The organism is Nonomuraea dietziae (genome assembly GCF_014195505.1).
In the GTDB taxonomy this organism is placed as follows: Bacteria; Actinomycetota; Actinomycetes; order Streptosporangiales; family Streptosporangiaceae; genus Nonomuraea; species Nonomuraea roseola.
The window spans coordinates 1997726-2017611 of record NZ_JACIBV010000001.1 but is presented as its reverse complement, the minus strand read 5'-3'; the positions used below and the strand labels follow the sequence as shown (position 1 = coordinate 2017611).

Sequence of the window (19886 nt, the reverse complement as noted above, 5' to 3'; positions counted from 1 at the left end):
CCTCCCCTCTCCTGTGAACGAAACTTACGCAATGGTGACCTGGGTCACTCACAGACGCATAGTCGCACGACAAGTGACTCAATCTGCGAGGAGCCCCTATGCGTGACCGCACCCGGTACCTGTACCTGGCGGTGATCCTGGCTGTCGTGGCCGGAGTCGCCGTCGGCTTCGCCGCTCCCGAGCTCGGCAAGGAGCTGAAACCGCTCGGCACCGCCTTCGTCGCGCTGATCAAGATGATGATCAGCCCGATCATCTTCTGCACCATCGTGCTGGGCGTCGGCTCGGTCACCAAGGCGGCCAAGGTCGGCAGGGTGGGCGGGCTGGCGCTCGGCTACTTCCTGGTCATGTCGACGGTAGCGCTGGCCATCGGCCTGGTGGTCGGCAATCTGCTCGACCCGGGCGCGGGGCTCCACCTGACCGACGCGGCCAGGCAGGCGGCGGTGGCCGAGGCGGCCAAGGGCGGGGAGTCCTCCACCGTCGACTTCCTGCTCGGCATCATCCCCACCACGCTGGTGTCGGCCTTCACCGAGGGCCAGGTCCTGCAGACGCTGCTCGTCGCGCTCCTGGCCGGCTTCGCGCTGCAGGCGATGGGAAGCAGGGGCGCGCCGATCCTGAGGGGCGTCGAGCACATCCAGCGGCTGGTCTTCCGCATCCTCGCCATGATCATGTGGGCGGCGCCCGTCGGCGCGTTCGGGGCCATCGCCGCGGTCGTGGGGTCGACGGGCATCAAGGCGCTGGAGTCGCTGGCGGTCATCATGGTCGGCTTCTACGCCACCTGCGCGCTCTTCGTCGGCCTGGTGCTCGGCCCCCTGCTGTGGCTGGTGGCCAGGGTCGGGCTCTGGTCGCTGCTGCGCTACCTCGGCAGGGAGTTCCTGCTGATCCTCTCCACGTCCTCGTCGGAGTCCGCGCTGCCCAGGCTCATCGCCAAGATGGAGCACCTCGGCGTCTCCAAGCCGGTGGTGGGCATCACGGTGCCGACCGGATACTCCTTCAACCTCGACGGCACCGCGATCTACCTGACCATGGCCACGCTCTTCGTCGCCTCGGCCACGGGGGCGCCGCTGGCGGTCGGCGAGCAGGTCTCGCTGCTGCTCTTCATGATCATCGCGTCGAAGGGCGCGGCGGGTGTGACGGGGGCGGGCCTCGCCACGCTCGCGGGCGGCCTGCAGTCGCACAGGCCCGACCTGGTGGACGGCGTCGGCCTCATCGTCGGCATCGACAGGTTCATGTCCGAGGCCCGCGCGCTGACCAACTTCGCGGGCAACGCGGTGGCCACCGTGCTGGTGGGCACCTGGACGGGCGAGTTCGACAGGGCGCGGGCCGGCGAGGTGCTGGCGGGCAGGCTGCCCTTCGACGAGGCCACGCTCCTCGACGAGGAACAGCAGCCGCCCGCCAAGGACGTCGAGATGTCGGGCGTCTGAGCGCTCAGGCAAGCGGCAGTCGCATCACGAAGCGCGCGCCGCGGGGGCTGTCTGCCACGCAGACGGCCCCTCGGTGCGCGACCGCCACCTCTCTGGCGATCGCCAGGCCGAGCCCCGTGCCCCCGGCGTCCCTGCTGCGGGCCGCGTCGAGCCTGGTGAAGCGCTCGAAGATTCGGTTCCTGTCCTGGGGGGCGATGCCCGTCCCGTCGTCCTGCACGGTGAGCACGGCCGAGCCGTCCTCGGTGCGGAGCGACACCGTGACCGAGCCGTCGGCGTGCCGCTGGGCGTTGTCGAGCAGGTTGTCGATCACCCGCCGCAACTGCACGACGACGCCCTCGACGAAGGCGCCCTCGGCCAGGTCGCACCGTACGGGGATCCTGTCCTGACGGCCGGAAAGACCTTCACGCACCAGCTGCGCCAGGTCCACCCGCTCCTTGACCACGTCCACCCGCGAGCCGATCCGCGCGAGAAGCAGCAGGTCGCTGACGATGGCCTCCAGCCGGTCGGTGTCGTTCAGCGCGCCGTCCAGCAGCTTCTCGAGGTCGGTGTCCTCCGGATAGAGCTGTGCGCTCTCCAGCTGCGCCCTGAGTCCCGCGATCGGGGTGCGCAGCTCGTGGGAGGCGTCGGAGGCGAACTGCCGCTGCTGCTCGGCCGAGCGCTCCAGCCGGGCCAGGGTGCCGTTGACCGACCTGGCCAGCTGCGCCACCTCGTCCTCGCCCTTGGGCACGGTCACCCGCCTGCTCAGGTCCGTGGCGTTGACCGCGTCGAGCTCGCTGCGCATCTCGGCCACCGGGCTGAGCGTGCGGCCCGTGACCAGCCAGGTCACCCAGGCCACCAGGGCGAGCACCAGCGCCACCTGGGCGGCGATGGCGATCTCCAGGACGCGGGTGCCGAGCACGCCCGGCGTCGGCCTGGCCGCGTAGACCACGGGCGAGTCCGCCGCCCTGGACACCCTGATCGCGGTGAGGTGGACGCAGTCACCGTTACTGCAACTGATGGTGCTGACGGCCCGGTCGTCGGGCGTGGGCCAGATGTCGGTGAGCGGCGGTTGCAGGGCGGCGGCGCTGCTGGAGGCGATCACCCTGCGGTCGGGGGTGACGACCTGGATGAGGTCCACCTCGTCGACGGTCACCGGGATCCGGCCCGACACGAAACGGCCTTCGCGCAAGTCTGGGGTGACCGCGGCGGCGGCGTCCCTGGTGTCCTTCCACACGCTGGCGGTCACCACGGTCCTGGTGACCGCCGCGCCGCCGATCCCCGTGGGGACAAGCACGATGGCCGCGACGGCAGTCGCGATGAGCGTCACCCGTCCGCGGAGGGATCTCGCCCATATCCGTGACACGCCCCGAGATTACTCACCACCCCCTTCGCGAAAGCTCGCGATCAGGGAAAAATTAGGTCATCCTTCCCCAGCGCTCGCCCAGACCGCGGTGTCGGGAGGAACCGAGCCGTCGGCCGCGAGCGGGCCGCTGGACAGCAGCACCTCGCCGGGGCCGGCGACGGGGGTCTCGCCGAAGTTGACCAGCACGACCAGGCCGGGCTCGCGCCTGAAGGCCAGCACGTCCTTGGGCGAGTCGAGCCAGGTCAGCTCGCCGCCGCCGAGCGCCGGATGCTCCTTGCGCAGCTTCAGCGCGGCCCGGTAGAAGGCCAGGGTCGAGCCGGGGTCGCCCTCCTGCGCCTCCCTGCTCAGCGGGCCCCACGTGGAGGGGATCGGCAGCCAGGGGGAGTGCCAGCCGAAGCCGTCCGAGCAGGTCCAGGGCAGCGGCACCCTGCAGCCGTCGCGGCTCTCGCCCGAACGCAGGAAGGCGGGGTCCTGCCTCAGCTCGTCGGGCAGGTCGAGTACCTCGGGCAGGCCGAGCTCCTCGCCGTTGTAGAGGTAGGCCGAGCCCGGCAGCGACAGCATGAGCTGGGTGGCCGCGCGGGCGCGGGCCAGCCCGCCGTGGCGGGTGACGTGGCGCGGCTTGTCGTGGTTGGACAGCACCCACGTCGTCGGCGCGCCGACCAGCTCGGCCTCTGCCAGGGACTTGTCGATGACGTCGCGGAAGGACTTGGCGCCGTAGGCGGCCATCATGAACTCGAAGTTGAAGGCCTGGTGCAGTTCGTCGGGGCCGACGTAGCGGGCCAGGCGGGCGGGGGAGGAGACCCACGCCTCGGCCACCGCCATGCGGCCGTCCTGGTAGGAGTCGAGGATGGGCCGCCACTCGCGGTAGATCTCGTGCACGCCGTCCTGGTCGAAGTACGGCACGCTGTCGTGGCCGAGCATCTCCACGTGCAGGTCGTCGCCGACGTCGGGCAGGCCCTCCGCCTTGACCATGCCGTGCGCCACGTCGATCCTGAACCCGTCGACGCCCCTGTCGAGCCAGAAGCGCAGGATGTCGCGGAACTCCTCGCGGACCGCGGGGTCGTCCCAGTTGAGGTCGGGCTGGGTGGGGTCGAACAGGTGCAGGTACCACTGGCCGTCCTCGACCTGTGTCCAGGCCGGCCCTCCGAAGATCGACTCCCAGTCGTTCGGCTGGTCGCGGAAGATGTAGCGGTCGCGCAGGCCCTCCTTGAACCAGGGGTGCTCGGAGGAGGTGTGGTTGGGCACGATGTCCACGATCACCCTGATGCCGCGCGCGTGCGCGTCGGCGATCATCGCGTCGAAGTCGGCCAGGGTGCCGAAGCGCGGGTCGACGTCGCGGTAGTCGGCCACGTCGTAGCCGCCGTCGTTGAGCGGAGAGGTGTAGAAGGGGCTCAGCCAGATGGCGTCGACGCCCAGCTCGGACAGGTAGCCCAGGCGCTCGCGAACCCCGATGAGATCGCCGGTTCCGTCGCCGTTGCCGTCGGCGAAGCTCCGGGGGTACACCTGGTACACGACGGCGTCGCGCCACCAGTCGTCGTTGCCACGCATTGGTCAGTCCTTCCCCGATGTCCACGATGTCCACGGAGAGGATCCCGCGCGAAGATGGTCAAGCGCAAGTTACGGAAACTTGCAAGCGGGTCAAGGTCCCTCCAAGCCCCCTCCATGCGGTCCCATGCCAGGTAGCGGTGAGGTAACTCTCTTACGCAAGTTCTTCCAATTCTTGCAAAGAGTCGCTAACGTCCCCGAAACATAAGCCGCAAAGGCGGCTATTTCTGGATCTTTCAGTGGCGCGCCGCACTCGCGCCGCTTGACCTCAGGAGGGTCCCATGCGCATCCGAGCACTGGGCGTGGCCGCAGCGGCCACCGTGGCGTTCGGCGCCACCGCTTGCGGTGGTTCTGCGCCGACGTCGTCGGCCGCGCCGAGCAGCTCCGCGCCCTCGGCCGGCGCCTCGGCCACCGCCGACAAGGGCAGCGGCAAGCTCGTGATCTGGGCCGACCCCAACCGCACGAAGGCCCTCAAGCCCTTCGCCGAGCAGTTCGGCACCGAGAACGGTGTCACGGTGGAGGTGAAGGAGATCAGCAAGGACAACCAGCAGACCTTCCTCACCGCCTCCCAGCAGGGCAGCGGCCCCGACATCACGGTCGGCGCCCACGACTGGATCGGCAACCTGGTGCAGAACGGCGCCATCGACCCGGTCAACCTGACCGAGGAGCAGAAGGCCGCCTTCTCCCCGATCGCGCTCAAGGCCGTCACCTTCAACGGCCAGGTGTACGGCGCGCCGTACGCGATGGAGAACGTCGCGCTGATCCGCAACACCAAGCTCGCCCCCGACGCCCCCGCCACCTTCGACGACGTGATCGCCAAGGGCAAGGAGCTGAAGAAGGCCGGCAAGGTCAAGGAGGTGCTCTGCCTCCCCGTCACCGCCAAGGGCGACGCCTACCACGTCTACCCGCTCTTCTCCTCCGCGGGTGGCGCCATCTTCGGCACCACCTCCGCCGGCGACCCCGACCCCAAGCAGGTGCTGGTCGGCTCCAAGGAGTCGCAGGCCGCCTTCGAGAAGCTCGCCGAACTCGGCGAGAAGGGCGACGCGGCCCTGAAGACCTCGCTCACCAACGAGAACAGCATCCCCACCTTCGCCGGCGGCAAGTGCGCCTTCCTGGTCTCCGGCCCGTGGGCGATGGCCGACGTCAAGAAGAGCGGTGTCGCCTACGACGTCACCGCCGTGCCCGCCTTCAAGGACGGCAAGCCCGCCACGCCGTTCGTGGGAGTCCAGGCCTTCTTCGTCGCCTCCAAGGGCGCCAGCAAGACTCTCGCCCAGGAGTTCGTCACCAACTACGTGACCAACCCCGACGTCGCCAAGGCCCTCTACGACGCCGACCCGCGTCCTCCGGCCCTGACCGCCGCCCTCGACACCGTCAAGGCGGCCGACCCCGACGCCGGCAAGTTCATCGAGGCGGGCGCGGGCGGCATCCCGATGCCGGCCATCCCCCAGATGTCGGCCATCTGGGAGCCGTTCGGCATCGCCGAGGCCGCCGTCGTCAAGGGCAGCGACCCGGTCAAGGCCGCCGAGTCGGCGCAGAAGACCATCGACGGCTCGCTGAAGAACTAGCCCATGTCCCTGGACGTGCGTGAGGCCGCGGAGGTCACGACCCCTCCGCGGCCCCGTCGCGAGCTGACCACCGCCTTCGTGGTGAGCAGGATCGCCGTGCTGGCCGTGGCCGCCGCCATCCTGCTCTACGCCGTGCCGCCGCTGGTCGCGGCCGAGTCGTGGATCTCGCTGACCCTGCTCCTGCTGGCCGGCGCGGGCATCGGCTACCTCTACCTGACCCGCCGCTTCGTGCCCGCCAAGTACCTCGTGCCCGGCACGGTCTTCCTGCTCGCCTTCCAGGTCTTCCCCGTGATCTACACGGTGAGCACCGCCTTCACCAACTTCGGCGACGGCCACAGGGGCGACAAGGCGGCCGCGATCTCGGCGATCGAGACGGGGTCGGTACGGCAGGCCCCCGGCTCGCCCGAGTACGGCCTGAGCGCCGCGCTCAAGGGCGACACCCTGGTCTTCCTGCTGGTCGACCCGAAGACCAAGCAGGTGCAGGAGGGCTCGCCCGACGGGCTGACAGCCGTCCAGGGAGCCAGGCTGGGCGTGACGGGCAAGGTGCTGGAGGCGCCCGGCTACACGGTGCTCAAGGCGCCGCAGGCCGCGGCCCGCGCCGATCAGATCGCCGAGCTGGCCGTCCCGACCCGGGGCGGCCTGATCAAGGCCAACGGCCTGAGCAGGGCGGTCGAGGGCAGGGCGGCGCTGACCTACGACGCGGGCTGCGACTGCGTCAAGGGCGACGGCGACAGCTGGCAGGCCGACGAGTCGCAGGGTTACTTCGTCAACGCCAAGGGCGAGCACCTGGCGCAGGGCTGGCAGGTCAACGTCGGCTTCGCCAACTTCATCCGCGTGCTGACCGACCCGACGCTCTCGGCCCACTTCCTCGGCATGTTCACCTGGAACATGGTCTTCGCGGTGCTGTCGGTGCTGACCACCTTCGCCCTCGGCATGGGCGTGGCGCTGGCGCTGCACCACCCGAAGATGCGCGGCACGAGGTTCTACAGGATCGCGCTGATCCTGCCGTACGCGATGCCGGCCTTCGCGATGCTGCTGGTCTGGCGCGACATGTTCAACCGCGACTTCGGCCTGATCAACCAGCTGTTCGGGCTCGACGTCGACTGGATGGGCGGGATGCTGTCGGCCAAGTTCGCCGTCATCCTCGTCAACACGTGGCTGGGCTTCCCCTACATGTTCCTCGTCACCACCGGCGCGCTGCAGGCGATCCCGCGCGAGCTGACCGAGGCGGCCTCCATCGACGGGGCGCCGCCGTGGTACGCCTTCCGCAAGGTGACGCTGCCGCTGCTGCTGGTGGCGCTCACCCCGCTGCTGATCTCCTCCTTCGCCTTCAACTTCAACAACTACAACGCGATCGCGCTGACCACCGACGGAGGGCCCTTCCCCGCGGAGAGCCCGACAGTGGGCGGCACCGACCTGCTGATCAGCTACACCGTCAGGCTGGCGTTCGGCACGGGCTCGGCGCAGTTCGGGCTGGCCGCGACGATGTCGGTCTTCATCTTCGCTATCGTCGCGACGATCTCGGCGATCACCTTCAGGCGCACCCGCAAGCAGGAGGACGTGTACGCATGAAGCTGGCTCTCAGGCACGCCTTCGTGCTGCTGGTGTGCGCCTTCGCGCTGTTCCCCATCCTGTTCGTGGTCTCGGCGGCCATCAACCCGCTCGGCACGCTCGCCTCCTCCGACCTGGTGCCCAACGGGGCGAGCTTCGACAACGTCGCGAAGCTGTTCTCCTCCGACATCTACCCCTTCGGCCGCTGGGTGTTCAACTCGGTGTTCATCGCGCTGGCCTCCTCCACGGCGAGCCTGCTGCTGTCGATGTTCGCCGCCTACGCCTTCAGCCGCATGCGTTTCGCGGGCCGCCGCGTCGGCCTGCTCGCGCTGCTGCTGATCCAGATGTTCCCGCAGTTCCTGGCCATCGTGACGATCTTCATGATCTTCACCAGGGTCAGCGAGCTGTACCCCGCGTTCGGCTTCAACACCACCTGGGGCATCCTGCTGCTCTACCTGGGCGGCGCGCTCGGGGTGAACACCTGGCTGATGAAGGGCTTCCTCGACACCATCCCCAAGGAGCTCGACGAGTCGGCCACGGTCGACGGAGCCACCCACGCGCAGGTCTTCTGGAAGATCATCATGCCGCTGGTCACGCCCATCCTGGCGGTCACCGCGCTGCTGGCCTTCATCGGCACGATGAGCGAGTTCCTGATGGCCAACATCTTCCTGCGCGACGCCGAGAGCAAGACGCTCGCGGTCGGCATGTACGGCATGATCGCCGGCGACGGACGCAACGCCAACTTCGGCATGTTCGCCGCGGCCACGCTCATTACCGCGATCCCGACAGTGGGTGTGTTCCTCTGGTTGCAGAAGTTCATCGTTTCCGGTCTGACCGCGGGCGCGGTCAAGGGGTAAGGACCTTTCTTGCACTACCTCGACCAGCCGCATCACGACGGCTCGTCCCTCTACGTCTCCACGCTCGCCCCCTCCCTCGGCGAGGAGGTGAGCGTGTGGCTGCGCGTGCCGCAGGGCCTGGCCATGGACGCGGTGCACGTGCGCACCGTCTACGACGGCGAGCCGCGCTACACGGCGGCCGCCCCCGACCCCTCGAGGAAGGGGCTCGGCGGGTACGGCGAGGGCGACACCTGGTGGAAGGCGACGATCACGGCGGTCAACCCCCTCGTGCCGTACCGGTTCCTGCTGATCTCCGGCCGGGGCCAGCGGTGGCTGAACGCCTCGGGCCTCACCGGTCACGACGTGACCGACTCCACCGACTTCAGGCTCGTCTCCCATGAGGCGCCGCCGGAGTGGATGGCCGACGCGATCGTCTACCAGATCTTCCCCGACAGGTTCGCCAGCGCCCGTCCCGGCAAGGACCTTCCCTCGTGGGCGCTGCCCGCCTCGTGGGACGGCGACCCCGTCATCGGGGAGGGCCCCGGCACGCCCGAGCAGCTCTACGGCGGCGACCTCGACGGCATCACCGAGCGGCTCGACCACATCCAGGCGCTCGGCGCCGACACCGTCTACCTCACGCCGTTCTTCCCCTCGCGCTCCAACCACCGCTACGACGCCGCGAGCTTCGACCATGTCGACCCGCTGCTCGGCGGCGACGAGGCGCTCATCCGGCTGTCCGACGCGCTGCACGCGCGCGGCATGAGGTTGCTCGGCGACATCACGACCAACCACACAGGCGACTCGCACGAGTGGTTCACCGCGGCCATCTCGGACGTCAACGCCCCCGAGCGCGAGATGTTCTACTTCGACCCCGACACCGGCGACTACGAGTCCTGGTGGGGCGTCAAGACGCTGCCCAAGCTCAACTGGGCCAGCGAGCTGGTCCGCACGCGCATGCCCGCCGTCCTGCGCAGATGGCTCGGCGTGCTCGACGGCTGGCGCGTCGACGTGGCCAACATGACGGGCAGGCTGGGCGCCGACGACCGCAACCACGAGGTGGCCGCCATGCTGCGCCCCGAGGGCGCGGCCTTCATCGCCGAGCACAACCACGACGCCTCCGCCGACCTCGACAGGAACGGCTGGCACGGCACCATGAACTACGGCGGCTTCACCCGCCCCGTCTGGACGTGGCTGCGCGGCGACGACCTGGAGCTGACGCACTTCCTCGGCGTGCCGGGCGGGGTGCCGCGCCGCGACGGCGAGGCTGCCGTGGCGACCTTCAGGGAGTTCGCCGCGCACATGTCGTGGCGCTCGCTGGTCCACTCCTGGCAGCTGCTCGACTCCCACGACTCGCCCCGCATCCGCACCGTCACGGGCTCACGCGAACTGCACGAGGTGGCGGTCGGCCTGCAGGCCACGCTGCCGGGCACACCGATGGTGTTCGCGGGCAGTGAGTTCGGTCTGACCGGCGCCAACGGTGAGTACTCACGCACTCCCATGCCGTGGAACAGGCCGCAGGACCGCGACGAGCCGACCCACGCCGCCTACCGGGCGCTGCTCGGCCTGCGCAGGGCCGAGCCCGCGCTGCGCAGGGGCGGGCTTCGCTGGCTGCACGCCTCCGCCGACTGCCTGGTGTTCCTGCGGGAGACGGCCGAGGAGTCGCTGCTGGTGTGCGCCCGCAGGGCGCAGGGCGAGCCGCTCGAGCTGCCGCTGGCGGGCGCCGCTCGGGGCGTCTACAACGCGGGCGACCTGTCGCCGCTCGTGCTGCCGGGTGACGGTCCCTCTCTGCGCATCTGGCGTCTGTCGGTGGAGGCGTGATCACGCTACGGTATTGCCCCTGACGATTCGCCTTTCAACTAGATGAGTGGTGCCCCGATGAAGTCGCTGGCCGTGGCCCTTCTGCTGTTTCCCGCACTTCCCCTGGCGGAGGGAACGGCAGGTACGACGTACTACGTCGACTCCAAGGCGGGTGACGACTCGGCCGCGGGCACCAGCGCGGCGACGGCGTGGAAGAGCCTTTCCACGCTGAACGCCGCGACGCTGGAGCCGGGCGACACCGTCAACCTCAAGAGGGGCAGCAGCTGGAACGGTCCGCTGGAGCTGTCCGCCAAGGGCACCGCCGCCCGGCCGATCGTGGTCCAGCCGTACGGCAAGGGCGCAGCCCCGAAGCTCAGCGGCCAGGACGCCCACTGCGTGGTGATCAGCGGCAACTACTGGCGCGTGTCGGGGCTGCGGGCCAGTAACTGCCAGTGGGCGGGGTTCGAGATCTCGGGCGACGGCAACGAGCTCGTCGGGGTGGCGGCCGACCGTAACATCGCGGGCGTCCACATCACCCCCGAGGGAGCCCGCAACACCGTCAGGAACAGCTGGCTGACCGGCAACAACAGGATGAGCGTCAACGACGAAGGCGGCGACAACGACTCGGGCGCCTTCGGCGTGCTGGTCAACGGCGACGACAACCTGATCACCGGCAACTCTATCACCGGCAGCACCGCCGCGAGCAAGGACTACGGCCTGGACGGCGCCGCGGTCGAGATCTTCAGCGGCGACCGCAACAGGGTCACGCACAACCTCTCCCGCGACAACCACACGTTCACCGAACTCGGCGCGAAGAAGGGCACGACGGCGACGGGCAACGTGTTCGCCTTCAACGTGGTGACCTCCGCGCGCAAGCTCGGCTCCTTCCTGGTGACACGCGGCTCGCGGCACATCGTCGGCCCCGTCAAGGGCACGGTCGCGGTGCACAACTCCGTCTACCTGCCGGGCTCGAGGACCATCGGCTGGTCCTGCCACGACGGGTGCGCCCCCGACATCCTCAAGCTGCGCAACAACGTGATCGTCGTCGGCGGGGAGATGGGCTGGGAGGACGGCAAGGGCGCCGACGAGGGCGGAAGCGTCTACAAGGGGCGCTCCAAGCGCTTCAAGGCGGGCCCCAGGACGGTGATCGCCGACCCGCGCTTCGTCTCCCGCACCGACCTGCGCCTGAGCCCCGGCTCACCGGCTCTCGACAGGGGCCTGCCCCTCGGCCCCGCCTGGTACGGCGGCGCCGCGCTGGGCAAGGACTTCACCGGCAAGGCCCTCGGCGCCGCTCCCGACGCCGGCGCCTACCAGCAGTGACGCCCCGCCGCCGCTCAGCGCGACCTTCAGCCGCGCCCTCCTCAGGCGGGCGCGGCTGACAGCCCCGCCTTGGCCGCGCGGCTGGGCTCGTCCACCAGCACCTCCGTCAGGCCCGCCTCGACGCCGGCCAGCGTCATGGCCGCCACGAGCGCGGGGCTCACCTTGGGCTGGGTCACGCGCCTAGTTGGTCGCCATCTCCCGCTCGGCCTGGCCGAGCACTCCTGCGTTGTTGATGACCAGATCGACGTCCCCGCACCGCTCGGCCGCCGCCGCCACCTGGCCGGGATCGGTGACGTCCAGCGGCAGGGGGGAAGAGGGCGGGATCCCGCACCGTGGACGGGTCGCGGACGCCCGCGTAGACGTCTTCGCGCCCCGCTCGACCAGGGCGCGGGCGAAGGCCGCGCCGAGCCCTCGGTTGGCCCCCGTGACGAGCGCGACGGCGCCCTCGATCCTCATCGGAGGGACTCCAGGACGGTGGCGTTGGCCAGGCCGCCCGCCTCGCACATCGTCTGCAGCGCGTAACGGGCGCCGCGCTGACGCATGGCGTGGACCAGCGTGGTCATGATGCGCGCGCCGCTGGCCCCGAGCGGGTGGCCGAGCGCGATCGCGCCGCCGTTCACGTTGACCTTCGCAGGGTCGGCGCCCGTCTCCTGCAGCCAGGCCAGCACCACGCTCGCGAACGCCTCGTTGACCTCGAACAGGTCGATGTCGGACAGCGCCAGTCCGGCGCGCCTGAGGACCTTCTCGGTGGCGGGGATGACCCCTGTCAGCATGAGCAGCGGGTCGGAGCCCGTGACGGCGAAGGAGTGCAGCCTGGCCATCGGGCGCAGGCCGAGCCTGGCCGCGTTCTCGCTGGTGGTGATCAGCACGGCCGCGGCGCCGTCGTTGGTGGGGCTGGCGTTGCCCGCCGTGACCGACCAGTTGATCTGCGGGAAGCGCTCGGCGTATCCAGGGTCGGTGAAGGCGGGCCTGAGCCCGGCCAGGACCTCCATCGTGGTGCCCGGCCGTACCGACTCGTCCCTGTCGACGCCGTCGATCGGCGTGATCTCCTCGGAGAGGTCGGCGGCGGCCGCCTTGACGTGCGAGCCCATCGAGAAGGCGTCCATGGCCTCCCGTGACAGGCCCCACTTGGCGGCGATCAGCTCCGCGCTGATGCCCTGCGGCACCAGCCCCCCGGGGAAGCGGGCCGCGACGCCGGGCCCGAAGGGGTCGGCGCCCTGCGGCACGTTCGACCACATCGGCACCCTGCTCATCGACTCCACGCCGCAGGCGACGACCAGGTCGTAGGCGCCCGAGATGACGCCCTGAGCGGCGAAGTGGACGGCCTGCTGCGAGGAGCCGCACTGCCTGTCCACCGTCACCGCGGGGACCTCGTCAGGGAAGCCCGCAGACAGCCAGGCGTAGCGGGTGGTGTTCATCGCCTGCTCGCCCACCTGGTCGACGCAGCCACCGATCACGTCGTCGACGAGCGCGGGGTCGATCCCGCTGCGGGCGACCAGTTCGCGCAACGTGTGGGCGAGGAGCTCGACAGGGTGGACATGGGCGAGGGCGCCCCGCGGCTTGCCCTTGCCGATGGGAGTTCGTACGGCCTGCACGATCACGGCGTCACGCATCGCATCCCCGTCCCGTTGTGAGTTGGAAAACTGGATGAACACTATCCCTAGTGAGTCCGGTTTTCCAACCCTTTGGTGTCCAGTGTCGACAAAACGGGTAAATGGGCAGCATGCTGGACATAGCCCAGAAACGCCCTGGAAATCTCGCTGCGGCACTGTGTGAGCCCTGAAAGGGGGAGATGCGATGTTGCTGCGACTGAGGGTGTCCCTGCCGGACCGCCCTGGAGGACTCGGCCAGGTGGCGCGCGTGCTAGGCGCGCTCGGCGCCGACATCCTGCAGGTCACCGTGCTCGAACGGGAGGCAGGGAGGGCGGTGGACGACTTCACGGTCTCGTGGCCGGGCACGACCACCCCGGCCGCGGTCCACGAGCGTCTGTCGTCCGTGCCGGGCGTCAAGGTCGAGGGGGTCTGGCCGACCAAGGAGGTGCCGGGCTCGGCGCTCGACTACGACCTCCTGATGCACGTGGCGGGCGATCCCGCGCGGGGCTTCGCCACGCTGGTGGACGCGCTGCCCGGGCTGTGCGGGGGAGAGTGGGCGCTCGCGCTGGCCGACGGAGTCGTACGGCACGCGAGCCTGGCCGCGCCGCCCGTCTTCGAGCTGGCCGCGCCGCCGCCGCCCCGCCCGGCCGTCCACGTGGCAGGCGAACGCCGCCTGATGCTGCTGCCCGTGAAGGGGACGGCCATGAACCTGGTCGTGGCCCGCTCCGAGGGCCCGCCGTTCCACCGCGCCGAACTCGACCGCGCGGCCCGCATCGTGGAGGTGGTCTCCCGCATGGCCGCCCGCTTCGAGCCTGTCAACGACTGAGGGACGCGGGGGACTCCGCGGACCTTGGCGGAGACCTTGGCGGAGGTCAAGGCGGAGGCCAGGGCGGAGGCCGTGGCAGAGGTGGAGGCGGAGACGGGGGTCAGCGGCGGGGCGGGTCGATGCGGCTGCCGTCGAGCTTGAAGAGCATGAGGCGCGTGACGTCCACGCCGATCTTCGCCGCGTCGCCCGTGCGCCACGCGGGCCGCACGCCGAGCCTGACGATCAGGTCGGCCCTGCGGTGGTGGCCGTCGCGCAGGTTGTGGCCGACCTGCTCCTGCTGGGCGTGCTCGTCGGGCTCCGAGCCGAACATCCTGCGCACCATCGCGCGTAGGCCGCCGCCTCCGCCCTCGTTGCCGTGGGCGTTCTGGCGGGGGTCGGGCGGTTCGGGCACGGCCACCGCCGGCACGCCGCACTCCACGTAGGCCAGCCACTCGTGACCGTGGTACTCCAGCGCCCTGACCCTGCCGTAGAAGCTCGGCCCCTCGTAGGACTCCTGGACGGGGGCGAGGCCGTCGGGCCTGATGCCGACGATGATCTGGCCGCCGGTGTGCTGCGAGATCGCGTAGGCCCTGGGATCGCTCCACGGGATCACCAGCTGGTGGGGGCCGAAGTCGAGCAGCACGTACTGGTTCTGCGGAGTGCGCACGGTGGCGGCCAGCAGGTTGAGCTGCTGGGAGCTGAGGAAGGCGGCGACGAAGGCGGTCGCGGGGTCGTTGTAGATCTGCCCTGGCGTGCCGACGTCCTGGAGCACGCCGCGGTTCATGATGGCGATGCGGTCGGCCAGGGTGAGCGCCTCGACCTGGTCGTGGGTGACGTAGATGGTGGTGACGCCGAGCGAGCGGACCAGGGAGGAGATCTCCATGCGCAGCTCGGTGCGCATGCCCGCGTCGAGGTTGGACAGCGGCTCGTCCATGAGGAAGATCTTCGGCTGACGGACGATGGCGCGGCCCATCGCCACGCGCTGCCGCTGGCCGCCCGACAGGGTGCCGGGCCTGCGGTCGAGGGTCTCGTCGATGTGCAGGGCCTTCGACAGCTCCGTCACGCGCTCCTTCACCAGCGCGGGATCGGCCTTGGCGATCTCCAGCGGGAAGGCCATGTTGCCGCGCACCGTGCGGTGCGGATATAACGCGCCGTTCTGGAACACCATCGCGACGTCGCGGTCGCGGGGCGCGAGGTGGTTGGCGAGCTCGCCGTCGAGCCACAGGTCGCCGTCGGTGACCTCCTCCAGGCCCGCGATCATGCGCAGCAGTGTCGACTTGCCGCAGCCGGAGGGCCCGAGCAGCACGAGGAACTCCCCGTCTTCGGCGCGCAGACTCAACCTGTCGACCGCCAGGTATCCCCCGGGGTAGACCTTGGTGACCTTGTCCAGGACGACGGTGCTCATGGGTCCGCTCCACCCTTGTAGATCCGCATCAGACTCCCGCGTTAGGGGGAGTCACCGCTGCTTGGCGGGCGTGAGACGTCACCTGTGACGGGGCTGATTGATGAGGTAGTACATCGCGTGTTCCCCCGTGTGTCCAGACTTGACATGAAAATTCAGTAACCGTCGTGTTTCGGTTTCAAGGTCAACGTCTCGGGCCCCGCGCGGTGCGCTTCCCCAGAGCCCCTGCTGAGCAAGGTTTTGGTGTGGCCGTAAGCCCCTTCGCCACCTCTTATTGCGAAAAATCCCACTTTGGAAAGGCTTGCGTAAACTTACGGCAAGCTCTTTCATATGAGGTGGTTCCGTCACAAGGAGGGACCTGTATCTCGGGGGACACGTTTTCCATGATCCATACTTCGGCAGCCACCCGCTGGTGGCGTGACGCCGTGATCTACCAGGTGTACGTGCGCAGCTTCGCCGACGGCAACGGCGACGGCGTCGGCGACCTGATCGGCGCCCGCGATCGGCTGGGCTACCTGGCCGACCTCGGCGTCGACGCGATCTGGCTCACGCCCTTCTACACCTCGCCGATGGCCGACTTCGGCTACGACGTGGCCGACTACCGCGACGTCGACCCGCTGTTCGGCACGCTCGGCGACGCCAAGGCGCTCATCGACGAGGCACACGGCCTGGGCATCAGGGTGATCGTGGACATCGTGCCCAACCACACCTCCTCGGCCCACCCCTGGTTCCAGGAGGCGCTGCGCGGCGTCAACCGCGACCGCTACATCTTCCGCGACCAGCCGAACGACTGGGAGTCGATCTTCGGCGGGTCGGCCTGGACGCAGGTCGAGGACGGCCAGTGGTACCTGCACCTGTTCGACTCGAGCCAGCCCGACCTCAACTGGGACCACCCCGAGGTGCGCGCCGAGTTCGAGTCGGTCCTGCGCTTCTGGCTCGACCTGGGCGTCGACGGCTTCCGCGTCGACGTCGCGCACGGCATGGTCAAACCCGAGGGGCTGCCCGACATCGGCCACGCCGACCAGGTCCGCATGATCGGCAGCGACGTCGTGCCGTACTTCGACAACGACGCCGTCCACGAGATCCACCGCTCCTGGCGCAAGATCCTCGACTCCTACCCCGGCGAGCGCATCGGCGTGGCGGAGGCGTGGGCGCCCACGCCTGAGCGGCTCGCCCGCTACGTGCGCCCCGACGAGCTCCACCAGGCCTTCAACTTCCACTACCTGGGCACGCGGTGGGAGGCGGGCCCCCTGCGCCACGTGATCACCGAGTCGCTGGAGACCGCCGCCTCCGTCGGCGCCCCCTCCACGTGGGTGCTGTCGAACCACGACGTCAAGCGGCACGTCACCCGCTTCGGCAGCGTCGAGAGGGCCCGCGCGGCCGCCCTGCTCATGCTCGCGCTGCCCGGCTCGGCCTACGTCTACAACGGCGAGGAGCTCGGCCTGCCCGAGGTGCTCGACCTGCCGGAGGAGTTCTGCCTCGACCCCCAGCGGCTGCGCGACCCCGACAGCGGCCGCGACGGCTGCAGGGTGCCCATGCCCTGGACCTCGGCCGAGGGGTACGGCTGGAGCAGCCCGTGGCTGCCCATGCCGGCCGGATGGGGCCCGCTGAGCGTCGAGGCGCAGACCGGCGAGGCCGGCTCGATGCTCTCCCTCTACCGCGAGGCGCTGCGGCTGCGCCGTACCGTGTCGGGCGAGCTGCGCTGGTCCGACTCACCGGAAGGCACGCTGGTCTTCAGCCGCGACGACGGCTTCGTCTGCACGGTCAACCTCACCGGCTCGGAGATCGCCTTCCCCGCTCCCGGCGAGCCCGTCCTGTCGAGCGGGCCGGTCGAGCCCGGCACGCTCGCTCCCGACTCCGCCACGTGGTGGAGAGCCAAGGTTGCGTAAAGTGTCCATCATGAACGGTCACGCCCGACTCTCCGACATCGCCGCCCACGCAGGGGTGAGCGAGGCCACGGTCAGCCGGGTGCTCAACGGCAAGCCGGGAGTCTCCTCGGCCACCAGGCAGGCCGTGATGACCGCGCTCGACCTCATGGGCTACGAACGGCCGCAGCGGCTGCGCCAGCGCAGCAACGGGCTGATCGGGCTGGTGACACCCGAGCTGGACAACCCGATCTTCCCCGCCTTCGCGCAGGCCATCGAGAAGGCGCTGACCCACAACGGCTACACGCCGGTCCTGTGCACGCAGATGCCGGGGGGCGCGCCCGAGGACGAGTTCACCGAGCTGCTGGTCGACAGGGGCGTCAGCGGCATCGTCTTCGTCTCGGGCCTGCACGCCGACACCACCGCGCGGATGGACCGCTACACCAGGCTGATCGACCGCGGCCTGCCGATCGTGCTGGTCGACGGCTACAACGACGACATCGACGCGCCCTTCATCTCGCCCGACGACAGGCTGGCCTCGCGCCTGGCCGTCCAGCACCTTGTCGATCTCGGGCACGAGCGCATCGGGCTGGCCACGGGCCCCCGCAGGTTCGTGCCGGTGATCAGGAAGATCGAGGGCTACCAGCAGGCGATGACGCAGCTGCTGGGGGCAGGCGATGCCGGCGACCTGGTCGCGCACTCCCTCTTCTCCGTCGAGGGCGGCCAGGCGGCCGCGGCGCAGCTGCTGGCCAAGGGGTGCACCGGCATCGTCTGCGCCAGCGACCTGATGGCGCTCGGCGCCATCAGGGCCTGCAGGGAGCGCGGGCTGGCAGTGCCAGGCGACGTGTCGGTGGTCGGCTTCGACGACTCGCCGCTGATCGCCTTCACCGACCCGCCGCTGACCACGGTCCGCAAGCCGATCGGCGCCATGGCCTCGGCGGCCGTCGCCACGCTGCTCGAAGAGGTCAACGGGGCGCAGGCGCGGCGCGTCGAGCTCATCTTCCAGCCCGAGCTCGTGGTGCGCGGCTCCACCGGCTCCGGGCCCCTCGTCAACCGCTGACCGAACCTCCAGGAGACGACGAATGTACGACGTGCTGGTCATCGGCGGCGCGGGGGTCGACAGCACTGTCTACGTGCCCGAACTGCCCCTGCCCTACGCCGACACCTACGCCGTCCCCCCTGTCGTCGACCGCATCGGCAACACGGGCTCGGGCGTGGCGCTGGGCTGCACCGCGCTCGGCCTGCGGACCCGCTTCGCCGACCTCATCGGCGACGACCCGCAGGGCAGGCTGATCAGGGAGCACCTGGCCGCCAAGGGCGTCGACTTCGTGTGGGCCCCTTCGGCCGCGGGCACCCGCCGCAGCGTCCTGTTGGTGGGCCCCGACGGCCGCAGGACCTCCCTGTTCGACCCCAGGGGCGTGCTGGGCGAGGTGCTGCCCCGCGAGCTGTACCTGCGGCCCGCCCGCCACGTGCACGTCTCGATCACCGACTTCTCCCGGCACGTCTACGCCGACCTGCCCGACGACGTGCCGACCTCCACCGACCTGCACGACTGGGACGGCTCCTCCGACTACCACAAGGACTTCGCCTACCGCTCCGGCCTGGTCTTCCTGTCGGCCACGGCGCTGGCCGACCCCGCCGCGACGATGCGGCACATCCTCGCGAACGGGCGCGCCCACACCGTGGTGTGCACCGACGGGCCGCGCGGCTGCCTGGTGCTCACCCGCGACGCGGACGTGCGCGCCTTCCCCGCCGCGCCGCTGCCGGGGCCGGTCGTCGACTCCAACGGCGCCGGCGACGCCTTCGTCTCCGGCTTCCTGTACGGCCTGCTGCGCGGCGAGCCCGTGCAGGAATGCGTCCGCCTCGGCTCGATCGCGGGGGCCCACGCCTGCGTCTCCGAAGGCACCCACGAGAACCCCATCACCGAGCAGGTCCTGATGGCCCGCGCCGCCTCGAGCTGAGGCCCTACTGGCTGGTGCAGCGCAGGGGGCGCATCACCAGCGTCACGCGCCGCTCGGCGTCGCCCACGGGCGCCTCGTAGTCCAGCCCGTACCGCCTGGCCAGGACGTCGAAGAAGTCGCCCCCGGGGTCGGGCTCGACGCGCTCGACCACGCCGCGCACCTCCAGGTACCGGTAGGGGGCCTCGGGGTCGTTGATCGACAGCGAGATCGAGGGCCGCTCGGCGGCGTTCCTGCCCTTCTGCCGGTCCGTGGTCGTGGTGAAGCGGAGGAACTCGCCGTCCCAGATCGTCCAGACGGGCGTCACCTGCGGGGTGCCGTCGGGCATCAGCGTCGCCAGGTGGGCGAACAGCGGGCGGGTCAGCAGATCGACATGGCTGTCGGGAATCACGCTCATGGCCGAGGACACTATCAAAGCTTTGATGGTTGTCCACGCCTGTATGGTTCTGGCATGGGAATGCCTGCCGAGGAACGACTCGGGCTCGACGTGAAGCGCGCCGAACAGCTGCTCATGGCCGCCAAGCACGCGGCCGTGAAGCGGGCGGGCCTCACCGTGCCGCAGTACGCGGCGCTGCTCGTCCTGGCGGGCAACCCTGGTATCTCCAACGCCGCCCTCGCCAGGCAGTGCCTGGTCACGCCGCAGGCCTCGAACGTCGTGCTGAAGAACCTGCTCGAGCGTGGCCTGATCGAGCGCCGCCCGCACGCCTGGCACCGCCAGATGCTCGAGACGCACCTCACCGAGCAGGGCAGGCAGGCGCTGGAGGTCGCCGACGCGGCCGCCGTGGAGATCGAGCGCAGGATCGAGAAGGCCTTCACGCCGCCCGAACGCGACCAACTACGCGAGCTGCTGGCCCGCTTCGGCCGCGCGGTGTCGGGCTGAGCCGGCC

General features: G+C 70.1%; 18 protein-coding genes. 11 read left to right on the top strand and 7 right to left on the bottom strand.

From position 1 onward, the window contains the following. Positions 1-98: 98 nt before the first annotated feature. On the top strand, positions 99-1421 hold the full coding sequence (locus FHR33_RS09775; protein ID WP_183645638.1) for a cation:dicarboxylate symporter family transporter: 1323 nt from the start codon (positions 99-101) through the stop codon (positions 1419-1421). Between the two features lie 4 nt (positions 1422-1425). Here FHR33_RS09775 and FHR33_RS50020 read toward each other — a convergent pair whose 3' ends face one another. Then, positions 1426-2727 carry a sensor histidine kinase gene (locus FHR33_RS50020; protein ID WP_312895442.1) on the bottom strand — a complete coding sequence of 434 codons (1302 nt, stop codon included), beginning with the start codon at positions 2725-2727 and terminating at the stop codon, positions 1426-1428. 93 nt (positions 2728-2820) lie between these two features. After that, a complete protein-coding gene (locus FHR33_RS09765) occupies positions 2821-4311 on the bottom strand; it encodes a glycoside hydrolase family 13 protein (RefSeq protein WP_183645636.1) in 1491 nt (496 codons plus the stop codon). A gap of 278 nt (positions 4312-4589) precedes the next feature. Between FHR33_RS09765 and FHR33_RS09760 the strand changes: the two genes are divergently transcribed. The 5 genes from FHR33_RS09760 to FHR33_RS09740 are packed head-to-tail and all read left to right on the top strand — an operon-like array spanning position 4590 to position 11377. Further along, positions 4590-5873: a sugar ABC transporter substrate-binding protein gene (locus FHR33_RS09760; protein WP_183645635.1), complete on the top strand. Its 1284-nt coding sequence runs from the start codon at positions 4590-4592 to the stop codon at positions 5871-5873. Positions 5874-5876: 3 nt separating this feature from the next. Continuing rightward, positions 5877-7445, top strand: a complete 1569-nt coding sequence (locus tag FHR33_RS09755) for an ABC transporter permease subunit (RefSeq protein ID WP_183645634.1) — start codon at positions 5877-5879, stop codon at positions 7443-7445. Beyond that, positions 7442-8281: a sugar ABC transporter permease gene (locus FHR33_RS09750; RefSeq protein WP_183645633.1), complete on the top strand. Its 840-nt coding sequence runs from the start codon at positions 7442-7444 to the stop codon at positions 8279-8281. The genes FHR33_RS09755 and FHR33_RS09750 overlap by 4 nt, the downstream gene beginning before the upstream one ends. Positions 8282-8290: 9 nt before the next feature. Further along, on the top strand, positions 8291-10078 hold the full coding sequence (locus FHR33_RS09745) for a glycoside hydrolase family 13 protein (protein WP_183645632.1): 1788 nt from the start codon (positions 8291-8293) through the stop codon (positions 10076-10078). Between the two features lie 57 nt (positions 10079-10135). Next, positions 10136-11377: a right-handed parallel beta-helix repeat-containing protein gene (locus tag FHR33_RS09740; RefSeq protein ID WP_183645631.1), complete on the top strand. Its 1242-nt coding sequence runs from the start codon at positions 10136-10138 to the stop codon at positions 11375-11377. 41 nt (positions 11378-11418) lie between these two features. Here FHR33_RS09740 and FHR33_RS51675 read toward each other — a convergent pair whose 3' ends face one another. Genes FHR33_RS51675 through FHR33_RS09730 form a run of 3 tightly spaced genes read right to left on the bottom strand, consistent with a single transcriptional unit; the run spans position 11419 to position 12990 of the window. Next, on the bottom strand, positions 11419-11553 hold the full coding sequence (locus FHR33_RS51675) for a hypothetical protein (RefSeq protein WP_281388152.1): 135 nt from the start codon (positions 11551-11553) through the stop codon (positions 11419-11421). 4 nt (positions 11554-11557) lie between these two features. Beyond that, positions 11558-11833: an SDR family NAD(P)-dependent oxidoreductase gene (locus FHR33_RS09735; RefSeq protein WP_183645630.1), complete on the bottom strand. Its 276-nt coding sequence runs from the start codon at positions 11831-11833 to the stop codon at positions 11558-11560. Next, positions 11830-12990, bottom strand: coding sequence for a thiolase family protein (locus FHR33_RS09730; RefSeq protein WP_183645629.1), 1161 nt, complete (start codon positions 12988-12990; stop codon positions 11830-11832). Before FHR33_RS09730 ends, FHR33_RS09735 begins: the two co-directional genes overlap by 4 nt. A gap of 184 nt (positions 12991-13174) precedes the next feature. Between FHR33_RS09730 and FHR33_RS09725 the strand changes: the two genes are divergently transcribed. Further along, positions 13175-13795: an ACT domain-containing protein gene (locus FHR33_RS09725; RefSeq protein WP_183645628.1), complete on the top strand. Its 621-nt coding sequence runs from the start codon at positions 13175-13177 to the stop codon at positions 13793-13795. A gap of 100 nt (positions 13796-13895) precedes the next feature. Here FHR33_RS09725 and FHR33_RS09720 read toward each other — a convergent pair whose 3' ends face one another. Next, entirely contained in the window at positions 13896-15179 is a 1284-nt protein-coding gene (locus FHR33_RS09720) for an ABC transporter ATP-binding protein (protein ID WP_183645627.1), read from the bottom strand. Between the two features lie 380 nt (positions 15180-15559). Between FHR33_RS09720 and FHR33_RS09715 the strand changes: the two genes are divergently transcribed. Genes FHR33_RS09715 through FHR33_RS09705 form a run of 3 tightly spaced genes read left to right on the top strand, consistent with a single transcriptional unit; the run spans position 15560 to position 19002 of the window. After that, positions 15560-17065: a glycoside hydrolase family 13 protein gene (locus FHR33_RS09715; RefSeq protein ID WP_183645626.1), complete on the top strand. Its 1506-nt coding sequence runs from the start codon at positions 15560-15562 to the stop codon at positions 17063-17065. A 10-nt stretch (positions 17066-17075) separates the two neighbouring features. After that, positions 17076-18101 (top strand): LacI family DNA-binding transcriptional regulator, encoded by a 1026-nt coding sequence (locus FHR33_RS09710; RefSeq protein ID WP_183645625.1) that lies wholly within the window; start codon positions 17076-17078, stop codon positions 18099-18101. A 22-nt stretch (positions 18102-18123) separates the two neighbouring features. Next, positions 18124-19002 carry an adenosine kinase gene (locus tag FHR33_RS09705; protein WP_183645624.1) on the top strand — a complete coding sequence of 293 codons (879 nt, stop codon included), beginning with the start codon at positions 18124-18126 and terminating at the stop codon, positions 19000-19002. 4 nt (positions 19003-19006) lie between these two features. Here FHR33_RS09705 and FHR33_RS09700 read toward each other — a convergent pair whose 3' ends face one another. Further along, entirely contained in the window at positions 19007-19396 is a 390-nt protein-coding gene (locus FHR33_RS09700) for a PPOX class F420-dependent oxidoreductase (RefSeq protein ID WP_183645623.1), read from the bottom strand. Positions 19397-19450: 54 nt separating this feature from the next. Between FHR33_RS09700 and FHR33_RS09695 the strand changes: the two genes are divergently transcribed. Then, a complete protein-coding gene (locus FHR33_RS09695) occupies positions 19451-19879 on the top strand; it encodes a MarR family winged helix-turn-helix transcriptional regulator (RefSeq protein WP_221241034.1) in 429 nt (142 codons plus the stop codon). Positions 19880-19886 lie beyond the last annotated feature (7 nt).

What these genes read in the sequence shown, in the direction of transcription:
- FHR33_RS09750 (WP_183645633.1), top strand. Translation starts at nt 7,442, where the DNA reads ATGAAGCTGGCTCTCAGGCACGCCTTCGTGCTGCTGGTGTGCGCCTTC.
- FHR33_RS09735 (WP_183645630.1), bottom strand. Translation starts at nt 11,833, where the DNA reads ATGAGGATCGAGGGCGCCGTCGCGCTCGTCACGGGGGCCAACCGAGGG.
- FHR33_RS09730 (WP_183645629.1), bottom strand. Translation starts at nt 12,990, where the DNA reads ATGCGTGACGCCGTGATCGTGCAGGCCGTACGAACTCCCATCGGCAAG.
- FHR33_RS09715 (WP_183645626.1), top strand. Translation starts at nt 15,560, where the DNA reads ATGATCCATACTTCGGCAGCCACCCGCTGGTGGCGTGACGCCGTGATC.
- FHR33_RS09775 (WP_183645638.1), top strand. Translation starts at nt 99, where the DNA reads ATGCGTGACCGCACCCGGTACCTGTACCTGGCGGTGATCCTGGCTGTC.
- FHR33_RS09765 (WP_183645636.1), bottom strand. Translation starts at nt 4,311, where the DNA reads ATGCGTGGCAACGACGACTGGTGGCGCGACGCCGTCGTGTACCAGGTG.
- FHR33_RS09700 (WP_183645623.1), bottom strand. Translation starts at nt 19,396, where the DNA reads ATGAGCGTGATTCCCGACAGCCATGTCGATCTGCTGACCCGCCCGCTG.
- FHR33_RS09755 (WP_183645634.1), top strand. Translation starts at nt 5,877, where the DNA reads ATGTCCCTGGACGTGCGTGAGGCCGCGGAGGTCACGACCCCTCCGCGG.
- FHR33_RS09705 (WP_183645624.1), top strand. Translation starts at nt 18,124, where the DNA reads ATGTACGACGTGCTGGTCATCGGCGGCGCGGGGGTCGACAGCACTGTC.
- FHR33_RS09710 (WP_183645625.1), top strand. Translation starts at nt 17,076, where the DNA reads ATGAACGGTCACGCCCGACTCTCCGACATCGCCGCCCACGCAGGGGTG.
- FHR33_RS09720 (WP_183645627.1), bottom strand. Translation starts at nt 15,179, where the DNA reads ATGAGCACCGTCGTCCTGGACAAGGTCACCAAGGTCTACCCCGGGGGA.
- FHR33_RS09740 (WP_183645631.1), top strand. Translation starts at nt 10,136, where the DNA reads ATGAAGTCGCTGGCCGTGGCCCTTCTGCTGTTTCCCGCACTTCCCCTG.
- FHR33_RS09725 (WP_183645628.1), top strand. Translation starts at nt 13,175, where the DNA reads ATGTTGCTGCGACTGAGGGTGTCCCTGCCGGACCGCCCTGGAGGACTC.
- FHR33_RS09695 (WP_221241034.1), top strand. Translation starts at nt 19,451, where the DNA reads ATGGGAATGCCTGCCGAGGAACGACTCGGGCTCGACGTGAAGCGCGCC.
- FHR33_RS09760 (WP_183645635.1), top strand. Translation starts at nt 4,590, where the DNA reads ATGCGCATCCGAGCACTGGGCGTGGCCGCAGCGGCCACCGTGGCGTTC.